Raw genomic sequence first — 24697 nt, forward strand, 5'->3', positions numbered from 1 at the left:
ACGAACGAAAGAAAGCGGATTCTGTGAAAAGGGTGAAAGGTGGTAGTATTTCGTCGGTACGGCTTCTTTCCTTCTACTCATCATGCTTTCGCCTAGAACGCCCATAGGCCTTAGGGCTGCGCTCAGCGCAAGCCTGACCGCCTCTCTTCTTTCCGTCAGCCCGGCCCAAGCCCAGGCCAACGCTCCCTCCGGCAACGAATGGCCCGGCGGGGTCGACGGCACCAGCAAGCCCGCTGACTGCGCCACCTTCGTCCCCGGTGCCGTCGTCTTCGGTGCCGGCTTCGCCTGCACCTCCGGCGACAAGATCTACAGCAACTTCTTCAATACCACGGACACCAGCAACCAGCTGGCCAACGGCATCTTCCAGTTCGCTTTCCAGGGCACCAACCACACCCTGTCTGCGATCAACAGCTTCACGCCGGGCACCTACGAGTTCGGCTACACGATGACCGTCTTTGACGCCCTCAACACCGGTCAGAGACTGGCGAGTGCCTCCACGTCGGCCACCTCCTCCAACATCGGCGCCGGCATCCCGGCCTGGACCAAGACCCTGGATATCGCGACGAACGACGAGTCCCTGTTCATCACCACCAGCCAAGCCGGTGGGCCGGTTGTGACCTCCGACGGCCCCAAGACCTTCGGTGTTCTTGTCCAGCCCGTTTCGGCCGACTTCATCTCGAAGCTGGTCGTTGCGCCCTTGGCGAACAACGCCGTTCAAGGGATTACCGACACCATCACCCAGAAGTTTGACGAAGGCGAGACCGTTCCCGGCCCGCTGCCCATCCTGGGTGCCGCCGCTGCCTTCGGCTTCTCCCGCAAGCTGCGCAGCCGCATTAAGCAGACCGTCTGAGCCCCTCTGCTCACGGGTTTGCCCCCCCACTTCGGTGGGTTTTTTTTTGGGCTTACTCCAGGCCTGGAGATCGCTCCTGCAGGCGGTGGCCCTCCTGACAGACGGCGGCACGCCGGTAGATTTGGCCTCCCGTCTGAAAAATGCCCGGAATGAGTGCAACGGAACTCAGATCTTCCAGCAGCAATGAGATCCGCATCAGGAAGGAGGCCGCCCGTGCCTTCTCCGTCGTAGGGGTCGTCTCCATCGGCCTGGGTCTCGTCGTGCTGGTGTTCAGTTCCCTGCCGGTGCGCCTGATGGACCCCGTCTGGCAGTTGCAGCTCTCAGGCGCGCTGACGGCGGGGGGGTTCTCGCTCCTGATCGGTACGCTGCTGGTCTGCACGGCCGGCGCCTTGCCCGTCTCGCCCCCGCCCATCCAAGCCAACGTGAAGCTGTTGCGTGAAGTCTGCACCTGGGTGGCGATTCTCTATCTCGCCCTGATTCCGATTCAGCTGTATGCAGGCGTACGGGTGCTGCAGCAGAAATCGGGCGAGGAGGGACGAACACAGGCAAGCTGGAAAAAGTTCAGGAAGCAGCTTGAGGCCACCGGCAACGAGCAGGAGCTGCGTGCTCTGCTCGGGCAACTGCCCCAGCCCATCAACCTGCCCGCCAAGCTCGACCTGCCCTTCCCTGCGTTCAAAAAGGCCATCGTGACCCAGGCGGATTCCCGCTTCAATGCCCTCATTTACCAGACCAACCAGGCCCGCTCCCAGCGCCTGCAGGGCTTCATCGGCGAAGCGGCGAACAACAGCCTCAAGTCTCTGCTGTTTGCCGCCGGATTCGCCGCCTTCGCCCAGGGGCGTGAGGGTGGACCCACCCTGCTGAAGAAGGCTCAGGGGTTGTTCGGCAACAAGTCCCGCCGGCGCAGCCGCACGGCATGAGGGCGTGGGGGGAGGGCTCCTTACACTGACCCCGGAAAGCAGGCGAGGTGATCGCGATCGGTGCGGTGCGGCCTTCGGGCCACAGCCGCGGCCGGTTGAGGAAAGTCCGGGCTCCCCAATGGCCAGGCTTGCTGGGTAACGCCCAGTGCGGGTGACCGTGAGGACAGTGCCACAGAAACACACCGCCGATGGCCGGCCGGGCTCGCCCGGTGGCACAGGCAAGGGTGCAAAGGTGCGGTAAGAGCGCACCAGCGGCATCGAGAGGTGCCGGCTTGGTAAACCCCGGCTGGGAGCAAGGCCCAGGGACAGCGGTTGGCCATCTTCCCCGTCCCGATTCCCATGCGCCGCTCGAGGCCGCCGGTGACGGCGGTCCCAGACAGATGATCACCCCCCCTGCCGTCGGCGTGCCGCTGGCAGGGGAGAACAGAACCCGGCTTACGTCCTGCTTTCCCCCCTTGCCCCGCGATGACTCCCCAGCGCCGCCAGCAACTCCTGGCTTTTCTGGAGAGTCTCGGCTTCGGCGCCGGCTCCGGCCTGCGGCCCCTGGATCCGGATGCCGCCAGCGAGGCCCTGGCCACCCTGGATGAGGCGCTCACCCACAGCTCCACCGGCCAGCCCCGCCACCACGACCGCCTGGAGTTCCTCGGCGATGCGGTGCTGCGTCTGGCGGCCGCCGAGTTCCTGCGCGCCGCACACCCGTCCCTGAGCGTCGGCGACACCTCCGCCCTGCGGGGCCAGCTGGTGTCCGACCGCTGGCTGAGCGAGCTGGCCCGCGCCATTGCCCTGGAGCCGGTGTTGTTGCTGGGGCCGATGGCCGCCGGTGACCAGGCCGGCCGCGCCACCGTGCTGGCCGAATGCTGCGAGGCCCTGGTGGGGGCCATCTACAGCGTGGGCGGCGGGCCCCAGGGCGGGCTGGCGGCCGTGCAGCACTGGCTGGCCCCCCACTGGCAAACCAGCGTCGCCGAGCTGCTGGCCGATCCCCTGCGCCACAACTGGAAGTCGGTGCTGCAGGAATGGAGCCAGGGCCAGGGGAAGGGTCTGCCCGCCTACAGCTGCCGCGAGCGCAGCCGGGTGCATGGGGATCCGGAGCGCTTCGAATGCCGGGTGGAGGTGGCCGGCCTGAGTGGCGTGGGCCGGGGCGGTTCACGGCGGGAGGCGGAACAGCAGGCCGCCCGGGCTGCCCTGGAGGCGCTCGAACTCAGGCCTGCTCCAGGGTGCTGAGGGGCACGGTCACCAGCTTGTCCCAGTTGCCGCCTTCGAACAGCACCGCCGCCATCGCCCCGCTGATGCGCTGCACGAAGCCCTGATAGCCGTTGTAGATGGAGCGGGGATCGCGCACCACCACGGTGGAACCGGGCAGGATCGGGCTGCTGGCCATGACGGAGGCCCCCTGGAGCCATCAAGTGGGGGCATTATCGGGCCCCGGTGCCATGGCGCGATGATGCGCCCGCAAAGCAAGCGCTCAGGCCGTGGCCGATACCAGCAACGAGGCGCCCGGAGCCGACGACCCCGGGGAGCTGATGGCCGTGGGACGGTTCGTGGCGGCCCAGGGCATGGGCGGGGAGGTGCGCCTGCTGCCCCTCAGCGACTTCCCCGAGCGATTCACCAGACCAGGGATGCGCTGGCTGCAGGCCCCCAAGGGCGAACCGCGGCCGGTGCGGCTACTGGCTGGCCGGCCCCTGCCGGGCAAGAACCTGTTCGTGCTGCGCCTCGAAGGCGTCAGCGACCGCAACGCCGCCGAAGCCCTGGTGGACCAGCACCTGCTGGTACCCGCCAACGACCGCCCCAGGCTGGAGCCGGGGGAATTCCATCTCCTTGATCTGGTGGGGCTCCAGGTGCGGCTGCTGGAGGAGCCCCAAACCCCCCTCGGCACCGTGACCGACCTGCTCCATGCCGGCAACGATCTGCTGGAGGTGGAGCTCACGGCGGGGGGCCGGCGGTTGCTGATCCCCTTCGTGGAGGCGATCGTTCCGGAGGTGAACCTGACCGAAGGCTGGATCGGCCTGACGCCGCCCCCCGGCCTGCTCGACCTCTGACGTGCCCCCCAGTGCGGCGGAACGCTGACGAGCGCGGCCGCCTCGGGTTGAATGGGCCCGACTGATGGTCCTGCGGGACAACTGCGGCCGCCATGGCTTCCCCCTCCCTGGTTCCGGTGATCCTCTGCGGCGGCACCGGCACCCGCCTCTGGCCCCTGTCGCGGGCCAGCTACCCCAAGCAGTACTGGCCCCTGGCCGGCACCACAGAGGAAACCCTCCTCCAGCAGACCCACCAGCGCCTGGAGGGCCTGCCGAACCTGGCAGCGCCGTTGCTGATCTGCAACGAGGACCATCGCTTCATCGTCGCCGAACAGATGCGCCAGATCGGCGTGGAGCCGGCGGCGATCCTGCTGGAGCCGGTGGGGCGCAACACCGCCCCGGCGGTGGCGGTGGCGGCCCTGCAGGCCACCGCCCGGGGTGACGACCCGCTGCTGCTGATCCTGGCCGCCGATCACGTCATCCGCCGGGCCGCCGATTTCCGCGCCACCGTGGCCGCCGGCATGGCGGCCGCCAGCGCCGGCCAGCTGGTCAGTTTCGGCATCGTGCCCACCAGCGCCGAAACCGGCTACGGCTACATCGAGGCCGCCGGGCCCATGGCCGCCGCCACACCCGTGCCGATCGCCCGTTTCGTCGAGAAGCCGGACAAGGCCACCGCCGAGGCGTTTCTGGCCACCGGCCGCTTCACCTGGAACAGCGGCATGTTCCTGTTCCGCGCCAGCGCCATCCTCTCGGAGCTGGAGCGACTCGCCCCCGAGGTGGTCAGCGCCTGCCGCAGCGCCCTGGAGCACGACAGCGCCGACCTGGAGTTCCTGCGGCTGGAGCGGGAGGCCTTCGCCAACGGCCCCAGCATCGCCCTCGACGTGGCGGTGATGGAAAAGACCGACCGGGGTGTGGTGCTCCCCCTCGATGCCGACTGGAGCGACGTGGGCAGCTGGGCGGCCCTCTGGGAAACCTCCCAGCAGGACCCCGAAGGCAACGTGCTGCGGGGCCGGGTGATCAGCGAGGGCAGCCGCAACTGCTACCTGCGCAGCGAACACCGCCTGGTGGTGGGGCTGGGCGTGGAGGACCTGGTCGTGGTCGAAACCGACGACGTGGTGCTCGTGGCCCACCGCGACCGGGCCCAGGAGGTGAAGGGCATCGTCGGCCGGCTGGAGCGGGACGGCGCCCCCGAGGGCCGCGCCCACCGCCGCATCTACCGGCCCTGGGGCCACTACGACGGGGTGGTGGAAGGGGAGCGCTGGCAGGTCAAGAAGATCTCCGTGAAGCCAGGCGCCAGCCTCTCCCTGCAGATGCACCACCACCGGGCCGAACACTGGGTGGTGGTGCGGGGCACCGCCGTGGTGGAAAAAGACGGCGTGGAGGAACTGGTGGGTGAGAACCAGAGCACCTACATCCCCCTGGGCGCCCGCCACCGCCTCACCAACCCCGGCAAGATCGCCATGGAGCTGATCGAGGTGCAGAGCGGTCCCTACCTGGGCGAAGACGACATCGTCCGCTTCGACGACCGTTACGGACGCAGTGACGTCCAGCCCCTGACCCCGCGTTGAGGGCGCCGGCCTGCGGCGGGCGAGCCCGCTACGCGGGCAACGCCGCCTTAGGCCGGCGCCCTCAACGCGCCAGGGGCTGGGCAGGGGAGGGAGGCCATGGAAGGCTCTCGAGCCCGTTCCCCCCGGGAGGGTGTCGTTCCGCGGTGGGCTCGGAGGCGGCGTTGCCCGCGCCAGCGGGCTCGCCCGCCGCAGGCCCACCGCGGAACGACACCCTCATTCGACGGTGACGCTCTTGGCCAGGTTCCGCGGCTGATCGACGTCGAGGCCGCGGTGGGCGGCGATGTGGTAACTGAGCAGCTGCATCGGGATCACCGTGAGCAGGGGGCTGAGCAGCTCGTCCACCTCCGGCAGCGGCAGCAACACATCGAACAGGTCGGTGTCCGGGCAGGCGGGCGCCACGCCGATCAGTTGGGCATCGCGGGCCTTGGCCTCCTGGGCATTGGAGAGCACCTTCTCGAACACCGTTCCCGGCACGGCGATCGACACCACCGGCACCCGGGCATCGAGCAGGGCGATCGGGCCGTGCTTCATCTCCCCGGCCGGGTAGCCCTCAGCGTGGATGTAGCTGATCTCCTTGAGCTTGAGGGCCCCCTCCATGGCGATCGGGTAGTTGATGCCACGCCCCAGGAAGATCACGTCCTGGGTGTCGGCGAACAGGTGGGCCAGCTCGGCACAGCAGCGGTCGTGGTCATCCACCAGTTGCTGCAGCACCGGCGGCAGCGCCCGCAGCTGCTCGGCCAGGGCCCGCAGCTCGGCGGGGGTGCGGCCGCCGCCCAGGGGATGGGCCGTGCCGCCGCGGCGTTCGGCGAAGGCCAGCGCCAGGCCGTAGAAGGCCAGCAGCTGGCCGAGGAAGGTCTTGGTGGCGGCCACCCCCACCTCGATGCCGGCACCGATGTCGAGCAGATGGGGCACCAGGCGGCCGAGGGAACTCTCGGGGCGATTGGTGATGCCCAGCAAGCGCGGCGCGTAGGCCGGATCGGCCACCAGGAAGCGGCGGTCCTGCTCCATGGCCAGGGCGGCGAGGGTGTCGGCCGTCTCGCCTGACTGGGTGACGCCGATGGTGAGCGTGTGGGGCTCCAGCGGCGGCGGGGCATAGCGGAATTCGCTGGCGTAGAACACCGAGGTGGGCAGCCCCGCCAGCTGCTCCAGCAGGTGGGCCCCCACCTGGGCCGCATGGCGGCTGGTGCCGCAGGCGAGGATCTGGATCCGCTCCACCCCCTCGTAGACGGACTCATCAAGGGGGAGCGCCACCAAGGCCCCCTCTGGCAGGTGGCGGGCCACCCACAGGGCCATCGTTTCGGGTTGCTCATGGATCTCCTTGTGCATGAAGTGGCGGAAACTGCGCTTGTCCGCCACGTGCTCGGTACCCACCAGCAGGGTGGGGTTGCGCTGCACCCGCGTGCCGGCCCCGCTGTACAGCTCGATGCCCAGGGGTGTCAGCAGGGCCACCTCGCCGTCCTCCAGGGGCAGGATCGTGCGGGTGAAGCCGGCCAGGGCCGGCGTGTCGCTGGCGCAGAGGAACTCCCCCTCCCCCAGGCCGATCAGCAGTGGCGCCTGCCGCCGGGCCACCACCACGGCCCCCGGCACCGCCGCCCACACCACCGCCAGGGCATAGGCCCCCTGCAGCAACGGCAGCACCTGCTGCAGGGCCTCCAGCAACAGCGCCGGCGAGGCCACGGCCCCCTCGGCCTGCCGCTGCCGCAGCCGGCGGGCGAGCAGGTGGGGGATCACCTCGGTGTCGGTGTCGGAGCGGAACGCGACCCCTTCGGCCTGCAGCTCCTCCCTGAGGCTGCGGTGGTTCTCGATGATGCCGTTCTGAACCACGGCCAGCTGGCCGCTGCCATCGAGATGGGGGTGGGCGTTGCGCTCCTCCGGCTTGCCGTGGGTGGCCCAGCGGGTGTGACCGATGCCGCACTGGCCCGGGGCCCCCCGTTCCTCGTAGCGGGCCGTGAGGTTGACCAGTTTGCCCTCGGCCTTGAGGCAGTGCAGGCCGGCCGCGTCGACGGTGGCGATGCCGGCCGAGTCATAGCCGCGGTACTCCAGCTGGCGCAGACCTTCCAGCAGCTGGGGGGCCGCCTCCCGCGAGCCGATCAGGGCAACGATGCCGCACATAGGAGAAGCAATCCGGCGGGAAACGGGAATGGTGAGCCCAACGGGAATGGTGGGCCAAAAAAAAGCCCGGCGCTGGCGCCGGGCAAGAGCTTATGGGAGGGCAGCGGCGCCGCCGGCGTCAGTAGGCCAGGCCCATGGAGCGGCTGGTCTCGTCGCCCAGGTAGACGCGGATGCTCAGGAAGTCGGTAGGACAAGCGGTTTCGCAGCGCTTGCAGCCGACGCAGTCTTCGGTGCGAGGAGAGGAAGCGATCTGGGCGGCCTTGCAGCCATCCCAGGGCACCATCTCGAGAACGTCGAGGGGGCAGGCACGGACGCACTGGGTGCAGCCGATGCAGGTGTCGTAGATCTTGACGGCGTGGGACATGCCAGGGCCGGGAACGAACGGCGAGGTGCCCAAAGTACCCACACCGTTCCGGCGCAGGGCCGGACCCGGCGTCGGCCGTCACCCTTGTTCATACGGCGAAAGGGGCCGACCAGGGCGACCCGTAGGATGCTGCCTCCCTCACAGCAGCCATGTCCCAGGAAGCGATCTTCGAGAAAGTCCGGTCGATCGTTGCCGAACAACTCAGCGTGGAGGCGGACGAGGTCAAGCCGGAATCCAACTTCCAGAACGACCTGGGTGCTGATTCCCTCGACACCGTCGAGCTGGTGATGGCCCTGGAGGAAGCCTTCGACATCGAGATCCCCGACGAGTCGGCTGAAGGAATCCTCACGGTGGGCGACGCCGTCAAATACATCCAAGAGAAGCAGGCCTGAGGCGTCCATGGTGGAGGGTCTCCGCCGCGTCGTCGTCACCGGCCTGGGCGCGGTCACACCGATCGGCAACAACGTCGCGGATTACTGGGAAGGGCTGATCAGCGGCCGCAATGGGGTGGCGCCGATCACCCTCTTTGATGCCTCCCGCCATGCCTGCCGCTTCGCCGCCGAAGTCAAGGACTTCGATACGGCCGGCTGGCTCGAACCGAAGGAAGCAAAGCGCTGGGACCGCTTCTGTCAGTTCGGGGTGGTCGCGGCCAAACAGGCCGTGGCCGATGCCGGCCTGAGCATCGACGACAGCAATGCCCAGCGCGTTGGGGTGGCGATCGGCTCCGGCGTGGGCGGGCTGCTGATGATGGAAACCCAGGCCCATGTGCTGGCCGACCGCGGTCCCGACCGGGTCAGCCCGTTCTGTGTGCCGATGATGATCCCCAACATGGCCACGGGACTGGCGGCCATCGCCATCGGCGCCAAGGGCCCCAGCAGCGCTGTGGCCACCGCCTGCGCCGCCGGCTCCAACGCCATCGGTGACGCCTTCCGGTTGATCCAGATGGGCCTGGCGGACGCCATGGTCTGCGGCGGTGCCGAATCTGCGATCACCCCCCTCGGGGTGGCCGGCTTCGCCAGCGCCCGGGCCCTCTCGTTCCGCAACGATGACCCCGCCACGGCCAGCCGTCCCTTCGACGCCGAGCGCAACGGCTTCGTGATCGGTGAGGGGGCGGGCGTGCTGGTGCTGGAAAGCCTGGAGCACGCCATGGCCAGGGGCGCCCGGGTGCTCGGCGAGATCATCGGCTACGGCATGACCTGTGACGCGTACCACTACACACTTCCCTCCCCGGGCGGTGTGGGGGCGGCGGAGGCCATCCGGCTGGCCCTGGCCGATGCCAGGTTGGAGCCGGAGGCCGTCGATTACGTCAATGCCCACGGCACCAGCACCCAGGCCAACGACAGCAACGAGACCGCCGCCATCAAGGCAGCCCTCGGGGCCCACGCCATGACCATCCCGGTCAGTTCCACCAAATCGATGACCGGCCACCTGCTGGGCGGCAGCGGCGGCATCGAGGCGATCGCCGCCGTGCTGGCGGTGGCCCACAACCAGGTACCGCCTACGATCAACTACAGCACGCCCGATCCCGCCTGCGATCTGGATGTGGTGCCCAACCAGGCCCGGGAACACAACGTCAACGTCGTGCTTTCCAACTCCTTCGGATTCGGCGGCCACAACGTCTGCCTCGCCTTCCGCCGGATGACCTGATCACCCGGTGCGCCCGCCCAGGACCACCTCCCTTCTCCCTGCACTCCCCCGTCAAGCCATGGTCGCCGCCCCCACCACCCAGGTCGATAGCCACGTAGAGACGCTCTGCATCAACAGCATCCGCTTCCTGGCGGTCGATGCGATCAACAAGTCCAACTCGGGCCACCCCGGCCTGCCGATGGGCTGCGCTCCGATGGCCTTCTCCCTGTGGGACAAGGTGCTGCGCCACAACCCGAAGAATCCGCAGTGGTTCAACCGCGACCGCTTCGTGCTCTCGGCCGGCCACGGCTGCATGCTGCTCTACGCGCTGCTGCACCTCACCGGCTACGACAGCGTCACCCTGGAGGACCTCAAGCAGTTCCGCCAGTGGGGCTCCCGCACCCCCGGCCACCCGGAAACCTTCGAGACCCCCGGCGTGGAGGTCACCACCGGCCCCCTGGGCCAGGGCATTTCCAACGCCGTGGGCCTGGCGATCGCCGAAGCCCACCTGGCGGCGAAGTTCAACAGGCCCGACGCCACGATCGTCGACCACTACACCTATGTGCTGATGGGTGACGGCTGCAACCAGGAGGGCGTCTCCAGCGAGGCCGCCTCCCTGGCCGGCCACCTGGGCCTGGGCAAGCTGATCGCCCTCTACGACGACAACCACATCACCATCGACGGCAACACCGGCGTGTCCTTCACCGAGGACGTGATGAAGCGCTACGAGGCCTACGGCTGGCATGTGCAGCACGTCGAGGACGGCAACACCGACGTGGCCGCCATCACCAAGGCGATCGAAGCGGCCAAGGCGGTCAGCGATCGTCCCAGCCTGATCAAGGTCACCACCACCATCGGCTACGGCTCCCCCAACAAGGCCAACACCGCCGGCGTGCACGGCGCCGCCCTCGGAGCCGAGGAGGCCGAGCTCACCCGCCAGCAGCTGGAGTGGAGCTACGGGGCCTTCGAAGTGCCCGAGCCCGCCTACGAGCACTGGCGCGCCGCCATCCAGCGCGGGGCCGCCGATGAAGCCTCCTGGAACGAAAGCCTGGCCGCCTACCGCAGCCGGTACCCCGCCGAAGCCACCGAGTTCGAACGGCTGCTGCGCGGTGAGCTGCCCGAGGGCTGGGATGCCTCGCTGCCCGTCTTCACCCCCGCCGACAAGGGCCTGGCCACCCGCCAGCACTCCTACAACGCCCTCAACGCCTTCGGCCCCAGCCTGCCCGAGCTGATCGGCGGCTCCGCCGACCTCACCCACTCCAACCTCACCGACATCAAGGGCGAGGCCAGCTTCCAGAAGGGCCATGAGGCCAACCGCTACCTGCACTTCGGTGTGCGGGAGCACGCCATGGCGGCGATCCTCAACGGCATCGCTTACCACAACAGCGGCCTGATTCCTTACGGCGGCACCTTCCTGGTCTTCGCCGGCTACATGATCGGCGCCATGCGGCTGTCGGCCCTCTCCCAGCTGGGCGTGATCTACGTGCTCACCCACGACTCGATCGGCCTGGGCGAAGACGGCCCCACCCACCAGCCCGTGGAAACCCTGGCCAACCTGCGCGCCATCCCCAACCTGCTGGTGATGCGCCCCGGCGACGGCAATGAGACCGTGGGGGCCTACAAGGTGGCCGTCACCAACCGCAAGCGCCCCACGGTGCTGGCCCTCAGCCGCCAGGCCATGGTCAACCAGGCCAACTCCGCCGCCGACAAGGTGGCCATGGGCGGCTACGTGCTCGAGGACTGCAGCGGCACCCCCGATCTGATCCTGATCGGCAGCGGCACCGAACTCGACCTCTGCGTCAAGGCCGCCGCCCAGCTGAGCGCCGAAGGCAAAGCCGTGCGGGTGGTGTCGATGCCCTGCGTCGAGCTGTTCGAGGAGCAGGACGCCGCCTACCGCGAGTCGGTGCTGCCCGCGGCCGTGCGCAAGCGGGTGGTGGTGGAAGCCTCCAGTTCCTTCGGCTGGCACAAGTACGCCGGCTTCGATGGCGCCACCGTGTCGATCGACAGCTTCGGTGCCTCAGCCCCAGGCGGCATCTGCCTCGAGAAGTTCGGCTTCACCGTCGACAACGTGGTGGCCACCGCGAAAGCGCTGGGCTGAGCTAGCCGAGACGTTCAACAGACACAAGACCTCCAGTATTCAAGGGGGTCTTTTTTTTGGTAGATGGGCACAAGATGTTCAGTGGCTGCATCAAACCCATGCGGCAACCGAACAGCGGACATAGGCAATGGGGCCGGTGAAACCCTAAAAACCGTAGGCGTCCCGACAACATTTGCGAGCCGAGCACATGAACAAGACGTCCTTGGACGATTTACTTGCAAAGTTGGCTTTCGCAGGTTTCATCACTATCGCCATAGCCTTGGCACCATTGGGCTCCTTTGTTGATGAAGACGAAAAGATCGCTGTTGGCATATTCGCTGCCAACGGGATGATGCCGTACAGGGACGTGTTACTGAATCACGGCCCATTCCCATTTCTCATAGGGTCCTTTGGCTACTGGGCTGGTGGTTCCGTAGGCTCTCTGATCGCCCTAAGGCTTGTACCAATCCTTTTGGCGATAGCCACAGCGGTCGTGATTCGATCAAAAAGGCTGTTCTCCTCATCTCTTAGCTCCTCAAGAGCCCAGGCTTTATGGTGCGTGCTGTTAGGAATATTCTGGTCCAAAGGGGTTTTGCGCATGGGCCTCTATCACGGGATGGGCGGTTTGATTGCCTGCCTTGTCTTACTGCGCGTGATCGTGCCGATCCTAAACAACAACGAGAAACCATCAAGATCCCAGCTCTGGGAGTTTGCCGGCCTAAGCTCTCTACTTCTAAGCCTTTCGGCAACGTTTTTGCCGTTCATACTTCTCACCAGCTTGGCCTGCCTACTAGGGCTGGCAGGGCGCAGAGACAGCCTCAGCAAAGCGATCCAATCAAGAAATTCCGCACGGCATTCCATACAAACAGAGATCATACGTTTCATGGCCATTGCAGCCTCATTCTCACCGGTATTCACGCTACTCATCCTGGCTAGCCTTGGTGCGATCACACCTATCGGGCTTTACCTAGGGCATCTTTACTTCAACAAAGTAGTTTTTGCGAAGTTCAACCCTCCATTGCCATTTGTTCCCAGGGATTTTGACATTCATTCACAGCTTCTCCCCGCTCTGCTAGTTCTTGGAGTTGTAACACTTCCCCTTTTAATCAATCAGCATACAACCAAGGCTCCTGAGACAGAAAGTCCATACCCTCAGCAGCGGTCGGGCTTTTCGAACAGTCAGTTCCAACGAGTTTGCATTAGCTTTTTTACATCCTCGTCCATCCTTTCCCTCGCTTACCGCTCTGGACCATTCAACCTAGCCGAGTTCCACTCGCTCCCATACACAGTTCCCGCCTCTGCGCTTGTCCTAGTCGGATGTCTGCGCCTTTTAGAAGTCAGAAGAAACACAATATTAGCCTCAATTGAATCACCTGGATCTAACCTTAAAAACCGGGCTATTGGCATTGCCTGCATTTTACCCCTTTTTCTGTTCGGACTTTTTAGGTACAAGACTCAAACCAATAAGCCAATAGGCTACTCCATGCATCCAGTCCTCGAAAGAATGATAGATGGAGAGAAAAATGATACCAACAGGTTCCTGGTAGAGTTGATTTCCGCAATTGAATCAGAAAGGGGGATACATGCAAAGATTTACTCTTGGCCTTTCAATCCCGATTTCTATGCAGCTCTTGATCGCGCTTCCCCATATCCAAGCACTTGGTACCTTTGGTATCATACTGATATCGAAAAAGATCCCAGCTTGGCGGACTATAGGGTCTGCAATCGAGAGGATACCGAAAGGCCCTCGATTATCTCCTATGCCAGCTCAGCAAACTTCGACAAACTTTCAGGGCATCAATCTGAAGTCTATGGAAACTGCCTAATCAAGCTTCAAAACGAAGAGTACCTAAAGCTTGGCGCCTCAACCTACATTCATAAAATGCATAGGCAGCTAGCAAGAGAGCTGCTCGATACATGGCCAAAGAAGGCATCCTACATGGTTCCATTATGGCATTCGAGCGGCACTATGGCAGACCAAACGATGTATGTTGGAGTGCCAAAGAATCAGCGTATCCGATTCAAGATTCCAGCACGCCGCCTGACAACAACAGATGGAATCCACATCCGAATTGGTACCTATGGGCGATCCAGCGACGGACAGGTGACGTTCTGCGTAAAAGATAGATTGGGCACGCAAAAAGCATGCTCGAATGCGCTGGACAAGTCTAGGATAGTCGACAATGCGATAATGGCAATAGCTATTAAGGATTCAAGGGAGATCTTGAATAGCCGGCAAGCTATTCTCACGGTCGAAGACCGTACAAGCCAATCCTCAGCAAGCAAAAGCCCTGACATTGCCATTTACACCGTCATAAACACGGCGAAAGATCCAGTGTCCTATCGTTCATTGGCACTCTGGGAGCACCCCTGGTGATACCGAGAGACTTGAGGTAGGGCGGCTGCCATTTCTGAAAGCTCCGGAAAGAAGATTACAGGTAATAATTGGAGCGGCCGATCGGAACGATTTTAATGCTACGAGCCTTTTGTCCAAACTTCGTTTGTTGAATCAGCTCAGGGTATTACTCCTGTGGCAAACAACTCCTCCCATGCACGATCATCCGCACAGGGATCATCTGCTGGTGGCCTGGCTCAATCGTCGACCGCGTGCATAGTTGGAATATTCATGCGGCTGCTCTCCACCACCAGGGGCAGGCGCAGGGTGCGCTGGTTGATGAAGCCGATATACTCGCCCAGGATGCCAAGGGCGAACATCATCGCACCGGCGAAGAACAGAGCCGAGACCGACAGCATGGCCACCCCGAACTGGAAGCTGTCCCAGAAGATCAGCTTGCTGAGCATCACCACCATCGACAGCAGGATCGACAGCGCCCCCAAGGACAGGCCCGCGGTAGTGATCAGCCGCATCGGCTTACGGGAGGAGGTAACGATGCCGAGCACACCGAAATCGACCAGGAACGACAGGGAGGCCGAACTGCTGCCCCCCTTGCGATCGGCACTCACGTAGGGAATCGTGGACCACTTGAAGCCGATGGCGCAGACCAGACCCTTGATGAAGGGATAGGAATCGATCGACTGCCGCAGGGCAAGAATCACCGAGCGATCATAGATACCGAAACCGGTGGTGTCACGCACCATCGGATAGTCGGAAAGCCACGACAGCGTGGCGTAGTAGATCTTCTTGCAGAGAAACAGGATCGGGCTTTCATGGCTCGAACGCCGAACGGCAAAGATCACCTGGTTGTCGCCCTGCTTCCAGGCCGTGATCAGATCGGCCACCAACTCGGGGGGATCCTGCAGATCCGCCATCAGAAAGACATTGGCATCGGCATCGGGCACCAGCAGGGCGTTGGCTGAGGAGCGCACGAAACCGAAGTTCGAGACATTGCGAATCAGGCCAACCCGCGAATCCCTTGCCGCCAATCCCTCGATCAGAGCGACGGTGTGGTCTGTGGAGCAATTATCCGCGAACACGATCGAAAAGGCATCGTCCGGAAACTGTTCAAGTACCCTGGAGAGCCGCACATAAAGGGCTTCTACGTTGGAAGACTCGTTGTAGCATGGGATGCAAATGGCGATATGATGAGTCGATGTCGTCATGAAACCATGCTGACGAAAGGCCTGTTGCAGGCACTGTATCTTTTGGCTGCCGTTCTAGCGGCATGCCTGGGCCAATTCATCTTGCGGATCCGCCCCCCGTCCGAAGGCATCCGGACAACATTTCTCTATCTGGTGGCCTCGCTGCTTTGCTATGGCGCGTCCTTCGGAATCACGGCCCTTGTGCTGCCCGCCGCCGATCGCAAACTGGCGGTGTTGATGCTGAGCCTGCAGTATCCGCTGCTCTATGTGCTCTTCGCGATCAAGGATTCGGCCGCACTGCCACCGGCCAGCTTGGTGGCGATCAGCCTTGGTTACGCCATCGTTGCTGTGGGCATGTTCGGGCGTTAGGTTCGGCCGGGGCAGAGTCGATCGATCTGGGGCTGGCCCAACTGGAAGTTCCACGCTGGACCTCCAAAGATCTGAATTGGCAGCGATTGTGGACGGCTGCATTGCTCCCTAATCTGATCCTCGTAGACGAGGGTCCTGATCTGGCCCGTGGCACTCATTTCAGAGACAGGCCTGTTGATGACATTGTTGTGATAGAAAACGACGGTCAGCATCAGCCAGACGGCCAGGGCACGAGCTGTTGCACTGTTACGCGTTCGCTGGTCCCGGACCAGACAAACGAAGGCCATCAGCAACACGGATAGAAACAGGACGGTGTTCCAATAGAAGAAGCGCCCGCCCGCATCCTCGACGACCATCAGCTCGAGCTCCACCCCGCGACGGGTGGCCACCAACAGGCTGGAGAAGGAGAGCACCAGGGTGGAGAAGATGGCCAGATACAGCAGGGCCGGCTGTCCCATGCGCGCTGTCAGCACGCGCAAGCCCAGCAGCACCAGGGCAAGCACCACAAGAACGGCTAGCAACTGCAGGGGATCAGGCAGGCCCCGCAGGACCCACCAGGGCTTGTAGCCCCCCAGCAGCGGGCTGATCAGGTGAACCGTGAACCAGTCGAGCAGCAGGGCGGGCCGCCTCAACAGCTTGGCGAGCGCCTGGGCCGTCGAGAGGGGGTAGTTGGTCTGCAGCTGGGAAAAGTAGATCTGCAGGGACGACAGCAGCACCGGCAGGCTCAGCCACAGGGGCCTGATCGGCAGCCGCCGGCGACGCAGGCCATGGAAGATCAGCAGCGGAATCGTATAGATGGCCATGAAGGGGCCGGTCAACGCTGCCACCAGCCCGTAGAGCAGCAGCAGGACCTGGAGAAGCGGAGGTCTGAAGACCTCCGGGCGACCACTCCCTTGCTGCGCCACCACGCCATAGGCGATCAGGATGAAGCCGAGCGGAAAAAAGATGTAGGCGTTGGGGAGATTCAGATAGGTCTCGCCGGCGTAGGGGTAGTAGACGTAGGGGATGTAGGCCACGCGCATCGCCCGGCTGAAGACGTTGGCGCCAATCAGGGCCTCGACGCTGACCAGGGGCAACAGCCAGGACACCCAGGCCACCAGCAGAAAGAAGCCGGGATAGGCCAGCGGCGAGAGCAGGTTCACGGCCGAGAGCGCCGTGAGGCGCTGCAGCAGATGGCTGTATCCGGCATACAGCTGCAGCAGCGAACCGGTGCCCTGGTCGATGGCCTGCTGCAGGAAGATTGAGCCGTCCTCGGCATACAGCCCGGGTTGCAGCGAAACGGAAGGGCGCCGCAGGTGGTAGCCAAGGGCGCAGAGGCCGATCAGGGCGGCGGACACGAGAAAGCCGTGCAGCCGGGGAGGCAACCGCTGCTGCGCTGACTGCCGGAACTGCTGGATCTTGTGGAGTACGTTCGCCATGGGTGTGCGCAATGGCTCCGCTCAGTCTGCCATCAGGTCCGTTTCAGGCTGATTTCAGGTTGGCTTCAGGTTGGTTTCGGTCCAGGCGAGCATGCGGCCGACGCCCTCGCGGCAGGAGATGGCCGGCGACCAGCCGAGCAGCCGCTGGGCCTTGCCGATATCCGCAATGAAACAGTCCTGGTCGCTGGCGCGGCGGGGGGTGGGCGTGTACACCAGTGGCGGGATGGCGAGCAGCTCCGCGAGCAGGGCGAACAGCTCCAGCAGGCTGAGGGAGTTGGCGGCGCCGCCGCCGATGTTGAAGATCTCGCCGTTCATCGGCTGGCGGTGGTCGTAGGCGGCCCGGTAGAGACGGATCAGGTCGTCGGCGTGGAGAACATCGCGCACCTGCTTGCCGGTGCCGGCGATGGTGAAGGGCTCGGGGGCCGCGCCCGCCTGATGGGCACGCTTCTGCTCGATCGCCTTCTGGCAGAACCAGCCCACCCAGCCCTGGTCGAAGGAGGCGAACTGGCGGCCGCCGAAGATCGAGGAATGGCGGAACACCACCGTTTTGAGGCCGTACACCCGGGCCCAGTCGCGCACGTACTGATCGGCGGCCCCCTTGGAGCAGCCGTAGGGGGTGGAGAAATCCAGGCCCAGCGACTCGTCAAGCCCCTCGGGATGATCCGGTAGTTGGTAGCGGGTGGGGGTCTCCTCGTAGCGCAGCCCCTCCAGGTCGCCGTAGACCTTGTTGGTGCTGCTGTAGGCGATCAGCGCCTCAGGGGAGAGGGCCCGGGCGGCCTCCAGCACAGCGAAGGTGCCGAGCACGTTGGTCTGCAGGTCGCGGGCGGGATCGGTCAGGGAGGTGGTCATCGCCACCTGGCCGCCCACATGGGCGATGTAATCGAAGGGGGCGTGGCGGCGGAACACCGCCATGACGGCCTCGGCGCCGGCCAGGTCGGCCTGGATGAAATGGAAGCGCCCGGGGGCGGCCTGCTGCTCCAGCCAGGCCAGGTTGGCGGCCGAACCACTCCGGAACAGGGCATCGACCACGATCACCTCGGCGCCGTCCTGCAGGTAGGAGGCGGCCAGGTTGGAGCCCAGAAAGCCGCAACCACCGGTGATCAGGACCTTCATCGGAATCAGGGCAGAGGGGACGCGGGAAGCCTCAAACCAGCCAGGTCCGGAACGTATCGCTCGATCTGATCGGGGCGGTCGGGAAGCACACCGGGGTGCAATCTACCGGTCGCCGCCAGGCGGTCCCATTCCGCCTCGGCGAAGGCCAGCAGGCTGGTGGCGACGCCCGAGCCGATGTTGGTCACCAGGGGGCGGCCCGGGTCCACATCGGGCCGGCTGCAGGCCTCGAGAAGATGGGCCGCCACGGCGGCGACTGGGATGAAGTCGCTGACCTGGCGGCCGGAGGTCATGGGGAAATCCTCCCCGGCCAGGGCGGCGCGCCGCAGGGAGGGCCAGAAGTTGCCCGCGAACTGGCCCTCGCCGTAGGCGGTGAAGATCCGGCCGTAGAAGAGCTCCAGGCGCCGCTCGATGGCGAAGGTGCGCAGCAGCTGGAAAGCCGCCGCCTTGCTGGCCCCGTAGGCGCTCAGGGGCTCCAGGGGGGCATCGGGGGGAATGGCCGCAAAATGGCGAGCGGCGTTGCCGTACTCGTGGCTGGTGCCGGTGACGACGCAGCGGCGCACCCCCGCCTCCGCCGCCAGCTCCAGTAGCCGCAGGCTACCGGCGACATTGGCCTGCACCAGCTCGGCCCAGGGCACCTGCTTGGGGCTCACCCCCGCCGAAGCCAGGTGCAGCACCGCATCGACCCCCGCCAGCTGGGCGGCCTCCAGGCTGGCGAGATCGCCCTCGCACCACTGGGGCTGGCGCGGCATCAGAATCACCGGGGTGGACGCCGGGCTGCGCCGCAGGGCCAGCACCCGGTGCCCCGCCGCCAGGGCCGCCGCCAGCACGTGGGAGCCGATGAAGCCGGTGCCGCCGGTGAGGAACAGCCGCATCAGGCCTGGCAGAAGGCCCGGATCACATCGATTTCCTTGGCCAGCATCGGCGCCGTGAGGCCCGGGTAGGTGCCGAGGAAGAGGGTGTCGACCATGATCGCGTCGGCACCGGCCAGATCGCCCACCACCCGCAGGGCGTCGGGGCGATCGGCGCGCAGCTGCACGAAGGCCGGCTGGCGCACCAGGTTGCCGCCGAACAGCATGCGGTTGCCGATGCGGTGGGCATCGAGCTCCCGGGCCAGGTCGGTGCGGCGGAAGGGGGCGTCGGGCTTGACGGCGATCTTGAAGCCGAACCAGGAGCAGTCGGTGCGGCAGCCACTGGCGTCCCAGGAGAAGCCGGCCTGCGGATCCCAGCCGGTGGCGTGGGTGGGCAGGGAGAACTCGAGCACGTGCTCGGTGGCCACCAAGCCCTCGCGCAGGGTCTGCCAGTTGCGCTTGCGGGCCTCGATGAACTCCGGCAGGCGGCGCAGCTGCACCCGGCCGATGGCAGCCTGGGGATCGAGCGGTTTGAGGTTGAAGCCGAGGTGGCTGTAGATGTACTTGTGGTCGTAGCCGGCGGGCAGTTCGCCCAGTTGCCAGTCGAAGCGCTTGCCGCAGGTGTCGTCCTTGCCGGAGGGGCACCAGCAGTCGCGGCCCCAGTCGCGGAAGCTCTCGGCCACCACCTTGAGCTTCTGGTCACTCACGATGTTGACGGCGCCGCCCTCGCCCATGGTGAGGTGGTGGGGTGGGTAGAAGCTCTGGGTGCTGAGGTCGCCCCAGGTGCCGGTCCAGCGGATGACGCGTTCGGGGCCCTCATCAAGGCCGGGGCTGTTGTCGCTGAAGCCGAGGGATTCGGCCAGCTCCCGGGGCATGGAATAGGAGCACCCCAAGGCGTCGCAGTTGTCCTCCACCAGATAGAGGTCGTGGGCGCGGCAGAAGCGCAGCACGGCCGCCAGGTCGAAGGGGTTGCCCAGGGCGTGGGCCATCATCACGGCCTTGGTGAGGCCGGGGGTGAAGGCGGCTTCGAGCTGGTCGCAGCGGACGTTACCGGTGACCGGATCGGCGTCGATGAACACCGGCACCGCACCCACCTGCAGGATCGGCGCCACGGTGGTGGGGAAGCCCGCCGCCACAGTGATCACCTCATCGCCGGGGCGCAGACGCCGCTCGGCGGGCAGGCGGTGGGAGGTGAGGGCCGAGATGGCCACCAGATTCGCTGAGGAGCCGGAATTCACCAGCAGGCTGTGGCGCACCCCCAGGAAGGCCGCCAGCTCGCTCTCCATCGCCGCCCCTTCGCTGCCGAGGGTGAGCCAGAAGTCGAGGGTGGTGCCCACGGCCGCCTCGACTTCGTCTTCGGTGAAGACACGGCCGGCGTAGGGGATGGCCTGGCCGTCGGCGTGCGGGGTGCGCTCCGGGTCGTCGCCGGGACGGAAGCCGGCGTGGGCCCGGCGGGCGTAATCACGGGTGAGCCGGAGAATCTCCTGCTTGAGCTGGTCGAGGTCGGCGGTCATGGGGTGGATCGGCCCGGCGGGAGAGAAGCGAGATAGGCGGTGAGGTCGTCGAGGCAGCAGGCCAGGGGGTCGTCGCCCGCCTCGATCACGCGGCGGTACCACTGAAGCGTGCGAGCGGTGGTGGTGGCGAAATCCCAGCGGGGCGACCAGCCGAGGCGGTGGTGGGCCTTGTCGACCACCAGGTTCAACAGGCCGGCCTCATGGGGGGCGCTGGGATCGGAGGCATCGATCCAGCGGCCGGGCCAGTGGTGCAGGGCCTGCTCCACCAGCTCCTGCACGGGCCGGTTGGCCTCCAGCTGGGGCCCGAAGTTGAAGGCCTCGGCCATGGCCGCGCCACCGGCCGGCTCGGCGAGAGCCTCGGCCAGGGCCAGGTAGCCGCCGAGGGGTTCGAGCACGTGCTGCCAGGGACGGGTGGCGGCGGGGTTGCGCAGGGTGATCGGCTCCCCGGCGCGCAGGGAGCGGACGGTGTCGGGAATGATGCGGTCGGCGGCCCAGTCGCCACCGCCGATGACGTTGCCGGCCCGGGCGCTGGCCAGGCGCAGCTGGGGCGACTGGTGGGGCAGGGTGCCGCAGTAGCTGGCGCGCCAGGAGCTGATCGCCAGCTCGGCGGCGGCCTTGCTGCTGCTGTAGGGGTCGTGGCCGCCGAGGGGATCGTTCTCCCGATAGCCGTAGAGCCATTCGTTGTTGCGGTACACCTTGTCGGTGGTGATCAGCACCGCAGCGCAGGGATGGGCCAGGGGCCGCAGGGCCTCGATCAGGTGGATGGTGCCCAGCACGTTGGTCTGCCAGGTGAGCACCGGCTCGGCGTAGCTGCGGCGCACCAGGGGCTGGGCCGCCAGGTGCAGCACCACTTCCGGCTGGGTGGCGGCCACCAGCGCAGAAAGGGCGGCCAGATCGCGCAGATGACCCACGTGGTGATCGAGGCGGCCGGCCAGGCCCAGCTGGTCAAACAGGGAGGGTTCGGTGTCCGGCGCCAGGGCGAAACCAGACACATGGGCCCCCAGCTCGCACAGCCAGAGGGCCAGCCAGCTGCCCTTGAAGCCGGTGTGGCCGGTGAGCAGCACCCGCTTGCCCTGCCAGAAGGTGGGATCGGGCTGCTGCCAGGCCCGCCCAGGGGAGGTGCTGGTCATGGTCAACCCCAGACCTTCCAGGGGGCGCGGCCCTGCTGCCAGAGATCCTCCAGCCGCTGGCGGTCGCGCAGGGTGTCCATCGGCTGCCAGAAGCCGCGGTGCTTGAAGGAGTTCAGTTGGCCGCTGGTGGCCAGGGCCTTGAGCGGCGCCTGCTCCCAGACGCACTGGTCGCCGTCGATCAGGTCGATCACCGGGGGCTCGAGCACGAAGAAACCGCCGTTGATCCAGGCATTGTCGCCGTCGGGCTTCTCCTCGAAATCGGTGACCCCATCGCCATCCAGGTGCAGGGCGCCGTAGCGGCCGGGGGGCTGAACGGCGGTGAGGGTGGCCTGCAGGCCCTCGCGCTGGTGGTGGGCGATCAGGGCCGTGATGTCCACATCGGCGACGCCGTCGCCGTAGGTGAAGCAGAAGGACTCGTCGTCGGGGAGGTAGCTGCGCACCCGGGCCAGACGACCACCGGTGAGGGTGGCGTCGCCGGTGTCGACCAGGGTGACCTTCCAGGGTTCGGCCTTCTGGCGGTGCACTTCCATATGGTTGAGATCCATATGGAAGGTGACATCACTGGTATGCAGGAAATAGTTGGCGAAGTATTCCTTGATCACATAGCCCTTGTAGCCACAACAGATGATGAAATCGTTGATGCCGTGGTGGCTGTAGATCTTGAGGATGTGCCACAGGATCGGCTTGCCGCCGATCTCCACCATCGGCTTGGGCCGCAGGTGGGTTTCTTCCGCTAATCGGGTACCCAGTCCACCGGCCAGGATGACGGCTTTCATCAGGAAGGAAAGTGGGGGGGTGGGGTGCTGCCCTGCGATGTCCTACATGGCTGCAGGCCAAGGCGCTGGGGCAACTTAGCAAGCCGGATCAAACGACCAGATCACACCTTGGAGACAAGTTCCAGCTCGAATGCCTGACGGCTCAGCTGCCCACGATCCCTACGGGCTTGAGCGTTGCTTGCGCCTTGAGCACCTCCTCCAAGCCCGCCAGGTCCTCGTCGGTGATCTTGGTCTGCATCGGGCAGTGCTTGGGGCCGCACATCGAGCAGAACTCGGCCTGCTTGTAGATGTCGGCCGGCAGGGTTTCGTCGTGGTACTCGCGGGCCCGCTCCGGATCCAGGCTCAGATCGAACTGCTTGTTCCAGTCGAAGGCATAGCGGGCCCGGCTCAGCTCGTCGTCGCGGTCGCGGGCGCCGGGGCGGTGGCGGGCGATGTCGGCGGCGTGGGCAGCGATCTTGTAGGCGATCAGGCCCTCGCGCACATCTTCGGCGTTGGGCAGGCCCAGGTGCTCCTTCGGCGTCACGTAGCAGAGCATGGCCGTGCCATGCCAGCCGGCCAGGGCGGCGCCGATGGCGCTGGTGATGTGGTCGTAGCCGGGGGCGATATCGGTGACCAGCGGACCGAGCACATAGAAGGGCGCCTCGCTGCACTCCTCCATCTGCTTCTTGACGTTGAACTCGATCTGATCCATCGGCACGTGGCCCGGACCCTCCACCATCACCTGCACGTCGTGCTTCCAGGCGCGGCGGGTGAGTTCACCCAGCGTCTTCAGTTCGGCCAGCTGGGCCGCATCGGAGGCATCGTGCTGGCAGCCGGGCCGCAGCGAATCCCCCAGGGAGAAGCTGCAGTCGTAGCGCTTGAAGATCTCGCAGATGTCGTCGAAGCGGGTGAACAGCGGGTTCTGGCGGTGGTGGTAGAGCATCCACTGGGCCAGGATGCCGCCGCCGCGGCTCACGATCCCGGTGAGGCGGCCCTTCACCAGCGGCAGGTGCTCGATCAGCAGGCCGGCATGGATCGTCTGGTAGTCGACCCCCTGCTGGCAGTGCTTCTCAATGATGTGCAGAAAGTCGTCTTCGCCAAGCTTCTCGATCGAGCCGTGCACGCTCTCCAGCGCCTGGTACACGGGCACCGTGCCGATCGGCACCGTGGAGGCGTTGATGATCGCCGTGCGCACCTCATCGAGGTTCACCCCGCCGGTGGAGAGGTCCATCACCGTGTCGGCGCCGTACTTCACCGCCAGCTTCAGCTTCTCCACCTCCTCGTTGAGATCGGAGGCGTTGGGGGAGGCGCCGATGTTGGCGTTCACCTTGCATCGGGACGCAATGCCGATCGCCATCGGCTCCAGGCCAGGGTGCTCGATGTTGGCCGGGATGATCATGCGGCCCCGGGCCACCTCCTCCATCACCAGCGACTCGGGCAGATTTTCCCTGCTGGCCACGAAGGCCATCTCCTCGGTGATCAGCCCCTGGCGGGCGTAATGCAGCTGGGTGACGTTGGCTTGACCACGACGCTTCTGGATCCAGGCGCTGCGCATGACAGGAATGACGAAGGACTGTTGGGCGCAGCCTGAGAGCTTCCGCACTTCCCTGCGCCGGCATGACCCGGATCAGGTTCGGAGGGTGTGATCTCAGCCCTGGGCGAAGCGATCGGTGGATCCTGCGCCGGGCACCCCTAGTGACGCCCGAAACCTAGCAAGGCTGGAAGGGGGTGGGGCCAAGGCTGAACGGGGGCAGGGCTGCGCAGCAATGATTCCCGATTCTGTACAGGCTGTACACAATCGGGAACCAGCGCGCCACCACCTCCCCAGGGAAGACGAGCCGTCAGGCCTGCAGACCGTCCAGTGCCACGGCCGTCACCCGGTGGTCGCCATCGCTCTGCAAGCCCGCCAGGGCCTCGCGGGCCTGGGTCGCCTGCGGCTCTTCCCCCTCGCGCACCAGGCGGCCCAGGATCTCGGCCCCACCGGCCCGCACCGTGCCGTCGCCATCGACGATGGCCAGTTGCGCCAGCTCCAGCAGCCACCCCGCCGGCATCGCCTCCTGCTCAGCCAGCGCCGAGAGGATGCTGCAGCGCACCAGCCACTGGTCGTCGGCCACAAAGGCGTCCCGCAACAGGGGCCAGGCCCGCACCACGCCGTAGCTGGCCAGGGCATTGGCGGCCTCGGCGCGCACATTGGCATCCTCGTCCTGCCGCACCGCCGTCTCCAGGGCCTGCCAGCCCACCTCATTGCGCTTCACCCCCAGACCAGCACAGGCCAGGGAACGAATCACGAAGGTGGTCTGCTCCAGCCCCAGCAACAGCAAAGGAATGGCCGCCTCGGCCTCCACCGCCCGCAGTCCCGCCAGGGCGGGCATCGCCCGGCTGGGGTCACCGGAGGCGATCGCTTGCCGCGCGGCTTCGAGATCGGGGGTGGCTTCACTCACGGGGATCACGGCGGGGATCCTTCACCTTGGCGCAGCACGC

General features: G+C 65.8%; 22 protein-coding genes, 1 other RNA gene and 1 riboswitch. Of the genes, 11 read left to right on the plus strand and 12 right to left on the minus strand.

The window, feature by feature from the left end; translation table 11 throughout:
• The first annotated feature begins 82 nt into the window (after nt 1-82).
• The 4 genes from KBZ33_RS13175 to rnc all read left to right on the plus strand — a co-directional run bounded on the left by KBZ33_RS13175 (nt 83) and on the right by rnc (nt 2988).
• Complete coding sequence (locus KBZ33_RS13175) at nt 83-850, plus strand: hypothetical protein (RefSeq protein WP_254953732.1); 768 nt, start codon at nt 83-85, stop codon at nt 848-850.
• A gap of 149 nt (nt 851-999) precedes the next feature.
• Nucleotides 1000-1767, plus strand: coding sequence for a hypothetical protein (locus tag KBZ33_RS13180; RefSeq protein WP_254953731.1), 768 nt, complete (start codon nt 1000-1002; stop codon nt 1765-1767).
• A gap of 34 nt (nt 1768-1801) precedes the next feature.
• Nucleotides 1802-2221, plus strand: an RNA gene (gene rnpB / locus KBZ33_RS13185) — RNase P RNA component class A.
• An 11-nt stretch (nt 2222-2232) separates the two neighbouring features.
• Complete coding sequence (rnc, locus tag KBZ33_RS13190) at nt 2233-2988, plus strand: ribonuclease III (RefSeq protein WP_254953729.1); 756 nt, start codon at nt 2233-2235, stop codon at nt 2986-2988.
• Here the strand turns inward: rnc and KBZ33_RS13195 are convergent.
• On the minus strand, nt 2966-3145 hold the full coding sequence (locus tag KBZ33_RS13195; RefSeq protein ID WP_015109734.1) for an NAD(P)H dehydrogenase subunit NdhS: 180 nt from the start codon (nt 3143-3145) through the stop codon (nt 2966-2968). The genes rnc and KBZ33_RS13195 overlap by 23 nt on opposite strands.
• A 142-nt stretch (nt 3146-3287) precedes the next feature.
• Between KBZ33_RS13195 and rimM the strand changes: the two genes are divergently transcribed.
• Both rimM and KBZ33_RS13205 read left to right on the plus strand, forming a co-directional pair.
• On the plus strand, nt 3288-3803 hold the full coding sequence (gene rimM / locus KBZ33_RS13200) for a ribosome maturation factor RimM (protein WP_254953778.1): 516 nt from the start codon (nt 3288-3290) through the stop codon (nt 3801-3803).
• 92 nt (nt 3804-3895) lie between these two features.
• Nucleotides 3896-5350, plus strand: a complete 1455-nt coding sequence (locus KBZ33_RS13205) for a mannose-1-phosphate guanylyltransferase/mannose-6-phosphate isomerase (protein ID WP_254953720.1) — start codon at nt 3896-3898, stop codon at nt 5348-5350.
• A 213-nt stretch (nt 5351-5563) separates the two neighbouring features.
• Here the strand turns inward: KBZ33_RS13205 and glmS are convergent, their stop codons facing one another.
• On the minus strand, nt 5564-7462 hold the full coding sequence (gene glmS / locus KBZ33_RS13210; protein WP_254953718.1) for a glutamine--fructose-6-phosphate transaminase (isomerizing): 1899 nt from the start codon (nt 7460-7462) through the stop codon (nt 5564-5566).
• Between the two features lie 118 nt (nt 7463-7580).
• Nucleotides 7581-7826 (minus strand): photosystem I iron-sulfur center protein PsaC, encoded by a 246-nt coding sequence (psaC, locus tag KBZ33_RS13215; RefSeq protein ID WP_011377242.1) that lies wholly within the window; start codon nt 7824-7826, stop codon nt 7581-7583.
• A 149-nt stretch (nt 7827-7975) separates the two neighbouring features.
• On the opposite strand from psaC, the gene acpP reads away from it, so the two are divergent.
• The 4 genes from acpP to KBZ33_RS13235 all read left to right on the plus strand — a co-directional run bounded on the left by acpP (nt 7976) and on the right by KBZ33_RS13235 (nt 13906).
• Nucleotides 7976-8218, plus strand: a complete 243-nt coding sequence (acpP, locus tag KBZ33_RS13220; protein WP_254953716.1) for an acyl carrier protein — start codon at nt 7976-7978, stop codon at nt 8216-8218.
• Nucleotides 8219-8225: 7 nt separating this feature from the next.
• A complete protein-coding gene (gene fabF, locus KBZ33_RS13225) occupies nt 8226-9473 on the plus strand; it encodes a beta-ketoacyl-ACP synthase II (protein WP_254953714.1) in 1248 nt (415 codons plus the stop codon).
• Between the two features lie 58 nt (nt 9474-9531).
• Nucleotides 9532-11550, plus strand: a complete 2019-nt coding sequence (gene tkt, locus KBZ33_RS13230; RefSeq protein ID WP_254953710.1) for a transketolase — start codon at nt 9532-9534, stop codon at nt 11548-11550.
• Between the two features lie 187 nt (nt 11551-11737).
• Nucleotides 11738-13906: a hypothetical protein gene (locus tag KBZ33_RS13235; RefSeq protein ID WP_254953708.1), complete on the plus strand. Its 2169-nt coding sequence runs from the start codon at nt 11738-11740 to the stop codon at nt 13904-13906.
• A gap of 215 nt (nt 13907-14121) precedes the next feature.
• On the opposite strand, the gene KBZ33_RS13240 is transcribed toward KBZ33_RS13235, so the two are convergent.
• A complete protein-coding gene (locus KBZ33_RS13240) occupies nt 14122-15090 on the minus strand; it encodes a glycosyltransferase family 2 protein (protein WP_254953706.1) in 969 nt (322 codons plus the stop codon).
• Between the two features lie 6 nt (nt 15091-15096).
• On the opposite strand from KBZ33_RS13240, the gene KBZ33_RS13245 reads away from it, so the two are divergent.
• The gene (locus KBZ33_RS13245; protein WP_254953704.1) at nt 15097-15438 is read left to right on the plus strand and encodes a hypothetical protein; all 342 of its coding nucleotides are present in this window, start codon (nt 15097-15099) and stop codon (nt 15436-15438) included.
• On the opposite strand, the gene KBZ33_RS13250 is transcribed toward KBZ33_RS13245, so the two are convergent.
• The 8 genes from KBZ33_RS13250 to KBZ33_RS13285 form a co-directional block, all read right to left on the minus strand.
• The gene (locus KBZ33_RS13250) at nt 15435-16856 is read right to left on the minus strand and encodes a hypothetical protein (RefSeq protein WP_254953696.1); all 1422 of its coding nucleotides are present in this window, start codon (nt 16854-16856) and stop codon (nt 15435-15437) included. The two genes, KBZ33_RS13245 and KBZ33_RS13250, sit on opposite strands and share 4 nt — an antisense overlap.
• A 54-nt stretch (nt 16857-16910) precedes the next feature.
• Nucleotides 16911-17969 carry an SDR family NAD(P)-dependent oxidoreductase gene (locus tag KBZ33_RS13255; RefSeq protein ID WP_254953685.1) on the minus strand — a complete coding sequence of 353 codons (1059 nt, stop codon included), beginning with the start codon at nt 17967-17969 and terminating at the stop codon, nt 16911-16913.
• 5 nt (nt 17970-17974) lie between these two features.
• Entirely contained in the window at nt 17975-18841 is an 867-nt protein-coding gene (locus tag KBZ33_RS13260) for an NAD(P)-dependent oxidoreductase (RefSeq protein ID WP_254953683.1), read from the minus strand.
• Nucleotides 18841-20331, minus strand: coding sequence for a lipopolysaccharide biosynthesis protein RfbH (rfbH, locus tag KBZ33_RS13265; RefSeq protein WP_254953681.1), 1491 nt, complete (start codon nt 20329-20331; stop codon nt 18841-18843). The genes KBZ33_RS13260 and rfbH overlap by 1 nt, the downstream gene beginning before the upstream one ends.
• Nucleotides 20328-21461: a CDP-glucose 4,6-dehydratase gene (rfbG, locus tag KBZ33_RS13270; RefSeq protein ID WP_254953679.1), complete on the minus strand. Its 1134-nt coding sequence runs from the start codon at nt 21459-21461 to the stop codon at nt 20328-20330. The genes rfbH and rfbG overlap by 4 nt, the downstream gene beginning before the upstream one ends.
• Nucleotides 21462-21463: 2 nt before the next feature.
• Complete coding sequence (gene rfbF, locus KBZ33_RS13275) at nt 21464-22237, minus strand: glucose-1-phosphate cytidylyltransferase (RefSeq protein ID WP_254953677.1); 774 nt, start codon at nt 22235-22237, stop codon at nt 21464-21466.
• Between the two features lie 142 nt (nt 22238-22379).
• Complete coding sequence (gene thiC, locus KBZ33_RS13280) at nt 22380-23771, minus strand: phosphomethylpyrimidine synthase ThiC (RefSeq protein WP_254953675.1); 1392 nt, start codon at nt 23769-23771, stop codon at nt 22380-22382.
• 32 nt (nt 23772-23803) lie between these two features.
• A riboswitch (TPP riboswitch) is annotated at nt 23804-23920 on the minus strand.
• Between the two features lie 137 nt (nt 23921-24057).
• On the minus strand, nt 24058-24657 hold the full coding sequence (locus tag KBZ33_RS13285; protein ID WP_254953673.1) for a HEAT repeat domain-containing protein: 600 nt from the start codon (nt 24655-24657) through the stop codon (nt 24058-24060).
• Nucleotides 24658-24697: the final 40 nt, after the last annotated feature.

This window comes from Cyanobium sp. Cruz-8D1, from assembly GCF_024345975.1.
In the GTDB taxonomy this organism is placed as follows: domain Bacteria; phylum Cyanobacteriota; class Cyanobacteriia; order PCC-6307; family Cyanobiaceae; genus Cyanobium.

What these genes read in the sequence shown, in the direction of transcription:
- KBZ33_RS13175 (WP_254953732.1), top strand. Translation starts at nt 83, where the DNA reads ATGCTTTCGCCTAGAACGCCCATAGGCCTTAGGGCTGCGCTCAGCGCA.
- KBZ33_RS13180 (WP_254953731.1), top strand. Translation starts at nt 1,000, where the DNA reads ATGAGTGCAACGGAACTCAGATCTTCCAGCAGCAATGAGATCCGCATC.
- rnc (WP_254953729.1), top strand. Translation starts at nt 2,233, where the DNA reads ATGACTCCCCAGCGCCGCCAGCAACTCCTGGCTTTTCTGGAGAGTCTC.
- KBZ33_RS13195 (WP_015109734.1), bottom strand. Translation starts at nt 3,145, where the DNA reads ATGGCCAGCAGCCCGATCCTGCCCGGTTCCACCGTGGTGGTGCGCGAT.
- rimM (WP_254953778.1), top strand. Translation starts at nt 3,288, where the DNA reads ATGGCCGTGGGACGGTTCGTGGCGGCCCAGGGCATGGGCGGGGAGGTG.
- KBZ33_RS13205 (WP_254953720.1), top strand. Translation starts at nt 3,896, where the DNA reads ATGGCTTCCCCCTCCCTGGTTCCGGTGATCCTCTGCGGCGGCACCGGC.
- glmS (WP_254953718.1), bottom strand. Translation starts at nt 7,462, where the DNA reads ATGTGCGGCATCGTTGCCCTGATCGGCTCGCGGGAGGCGGCCCCCCAG.
- psaC (WP_011377242.1), bottom strand. Translation starts at nt 7,826, where the DNA reads ATGTCCCACGCCGTCAAGATCTACGACACCTGCATCGGCTGCACCCAG.
- acpP (WP_254953716.1), top strand. Translation starts at nt 7,976, where the DNA reads ATGTCCCAGGAAGCGATCTTCGAGAAAGTCCGGTCGATCGTTGCCGAA.
- fabF (WP_254953714.1), top strand. Translation starts at nt 8,226, where the DNA reads ATGGTGGAGGGTCTCCGCCGCGTCGTCGTCACCGGCCTGGGCGCGGTC.
- tkt (WP_254953710.1), top strand. Translation starts at nt 9,532, where the DNA reads ATGGTCGCCGCCCCCACCACCCAGGTCGATAGCCACGTAGAGACGCTC.
- KBZ33_RS13235 (WP_254953708.1), top strand. Translation starts at nt 11,738, where the DNA reads ATGAACAAGACGTCCTTGGACGATTTACTTGCAAAGTTGGCTTTCGCA.
- KBZ33_RS13240 (WP_254953706.1), bottom strand. Translation starts at nt 15,090, where the DNA reads ATGACGACATCGACTCATCATATCGCCATTTGCATCCCATGCTACAAC.
- KBZ33_RS13245 (WP_254953704.1), top strand. Translation starts at nt 15,097, where the DNA reads ATGCTGACGAAAGGCCTGTTGCAGGCACTGTATCTTTTGGCTGCCGTT.
- KBZ33_RS13250 (WP_254953696.1), bottom strand. Translation starts at nt 16,856, where the DNA reads ATGGCGAACGTACTCCACAAGATCCAGCAGTTCCGGCAGTCAGCGCAG.
- KBZ33_RS13255 (WP_254953685.1), bottom strand. Translation starts at nt 17,969, where the DNA reads ATGAAGGTCCTGATCACCGGTGGTTGCGGCTTTCTGGGCTCCAACCTG.
- KBZ33_RS13260 (WP_254953683.1), bottom strand. Translation starts at nt 18,841, where the DNA reads ATGCGGCTGTTCCTCACCGGCGGCACCGGCTTCATCGGCTCCCACGTG.
- rfbH (WP_254953681.1), bottom strand. Translation starts at nt 20,331, where the DNA reads ATGACCGCCGACCTCGACCAGCTCAAGCAGGAGATTCTCCGGCTCACC.
- rfbG (WP_254953679.1), bottom strand. Translation starts at nt 21,461, where the DNA reads ATGACCAGCACCTCCCCTGGGCGGGCCTGGCAGCAGCCCGATCCCACC.
- rfbF (WP_254953677.1), bottom strand. Translation starts at nt 22,237, where the DNA reads ATGAAAGCCGTCATCCTGGCCGGTGGACTGGGTACCCGATTAGCGGAA.
- thiC (WP_254953675.1), bottom strand. Translation starts at nt 23,771, where the DNA reads ATGCGCAGCGCCTGGATCCAGAAGCGTCGTGGTCAAGCCAACGTCACC.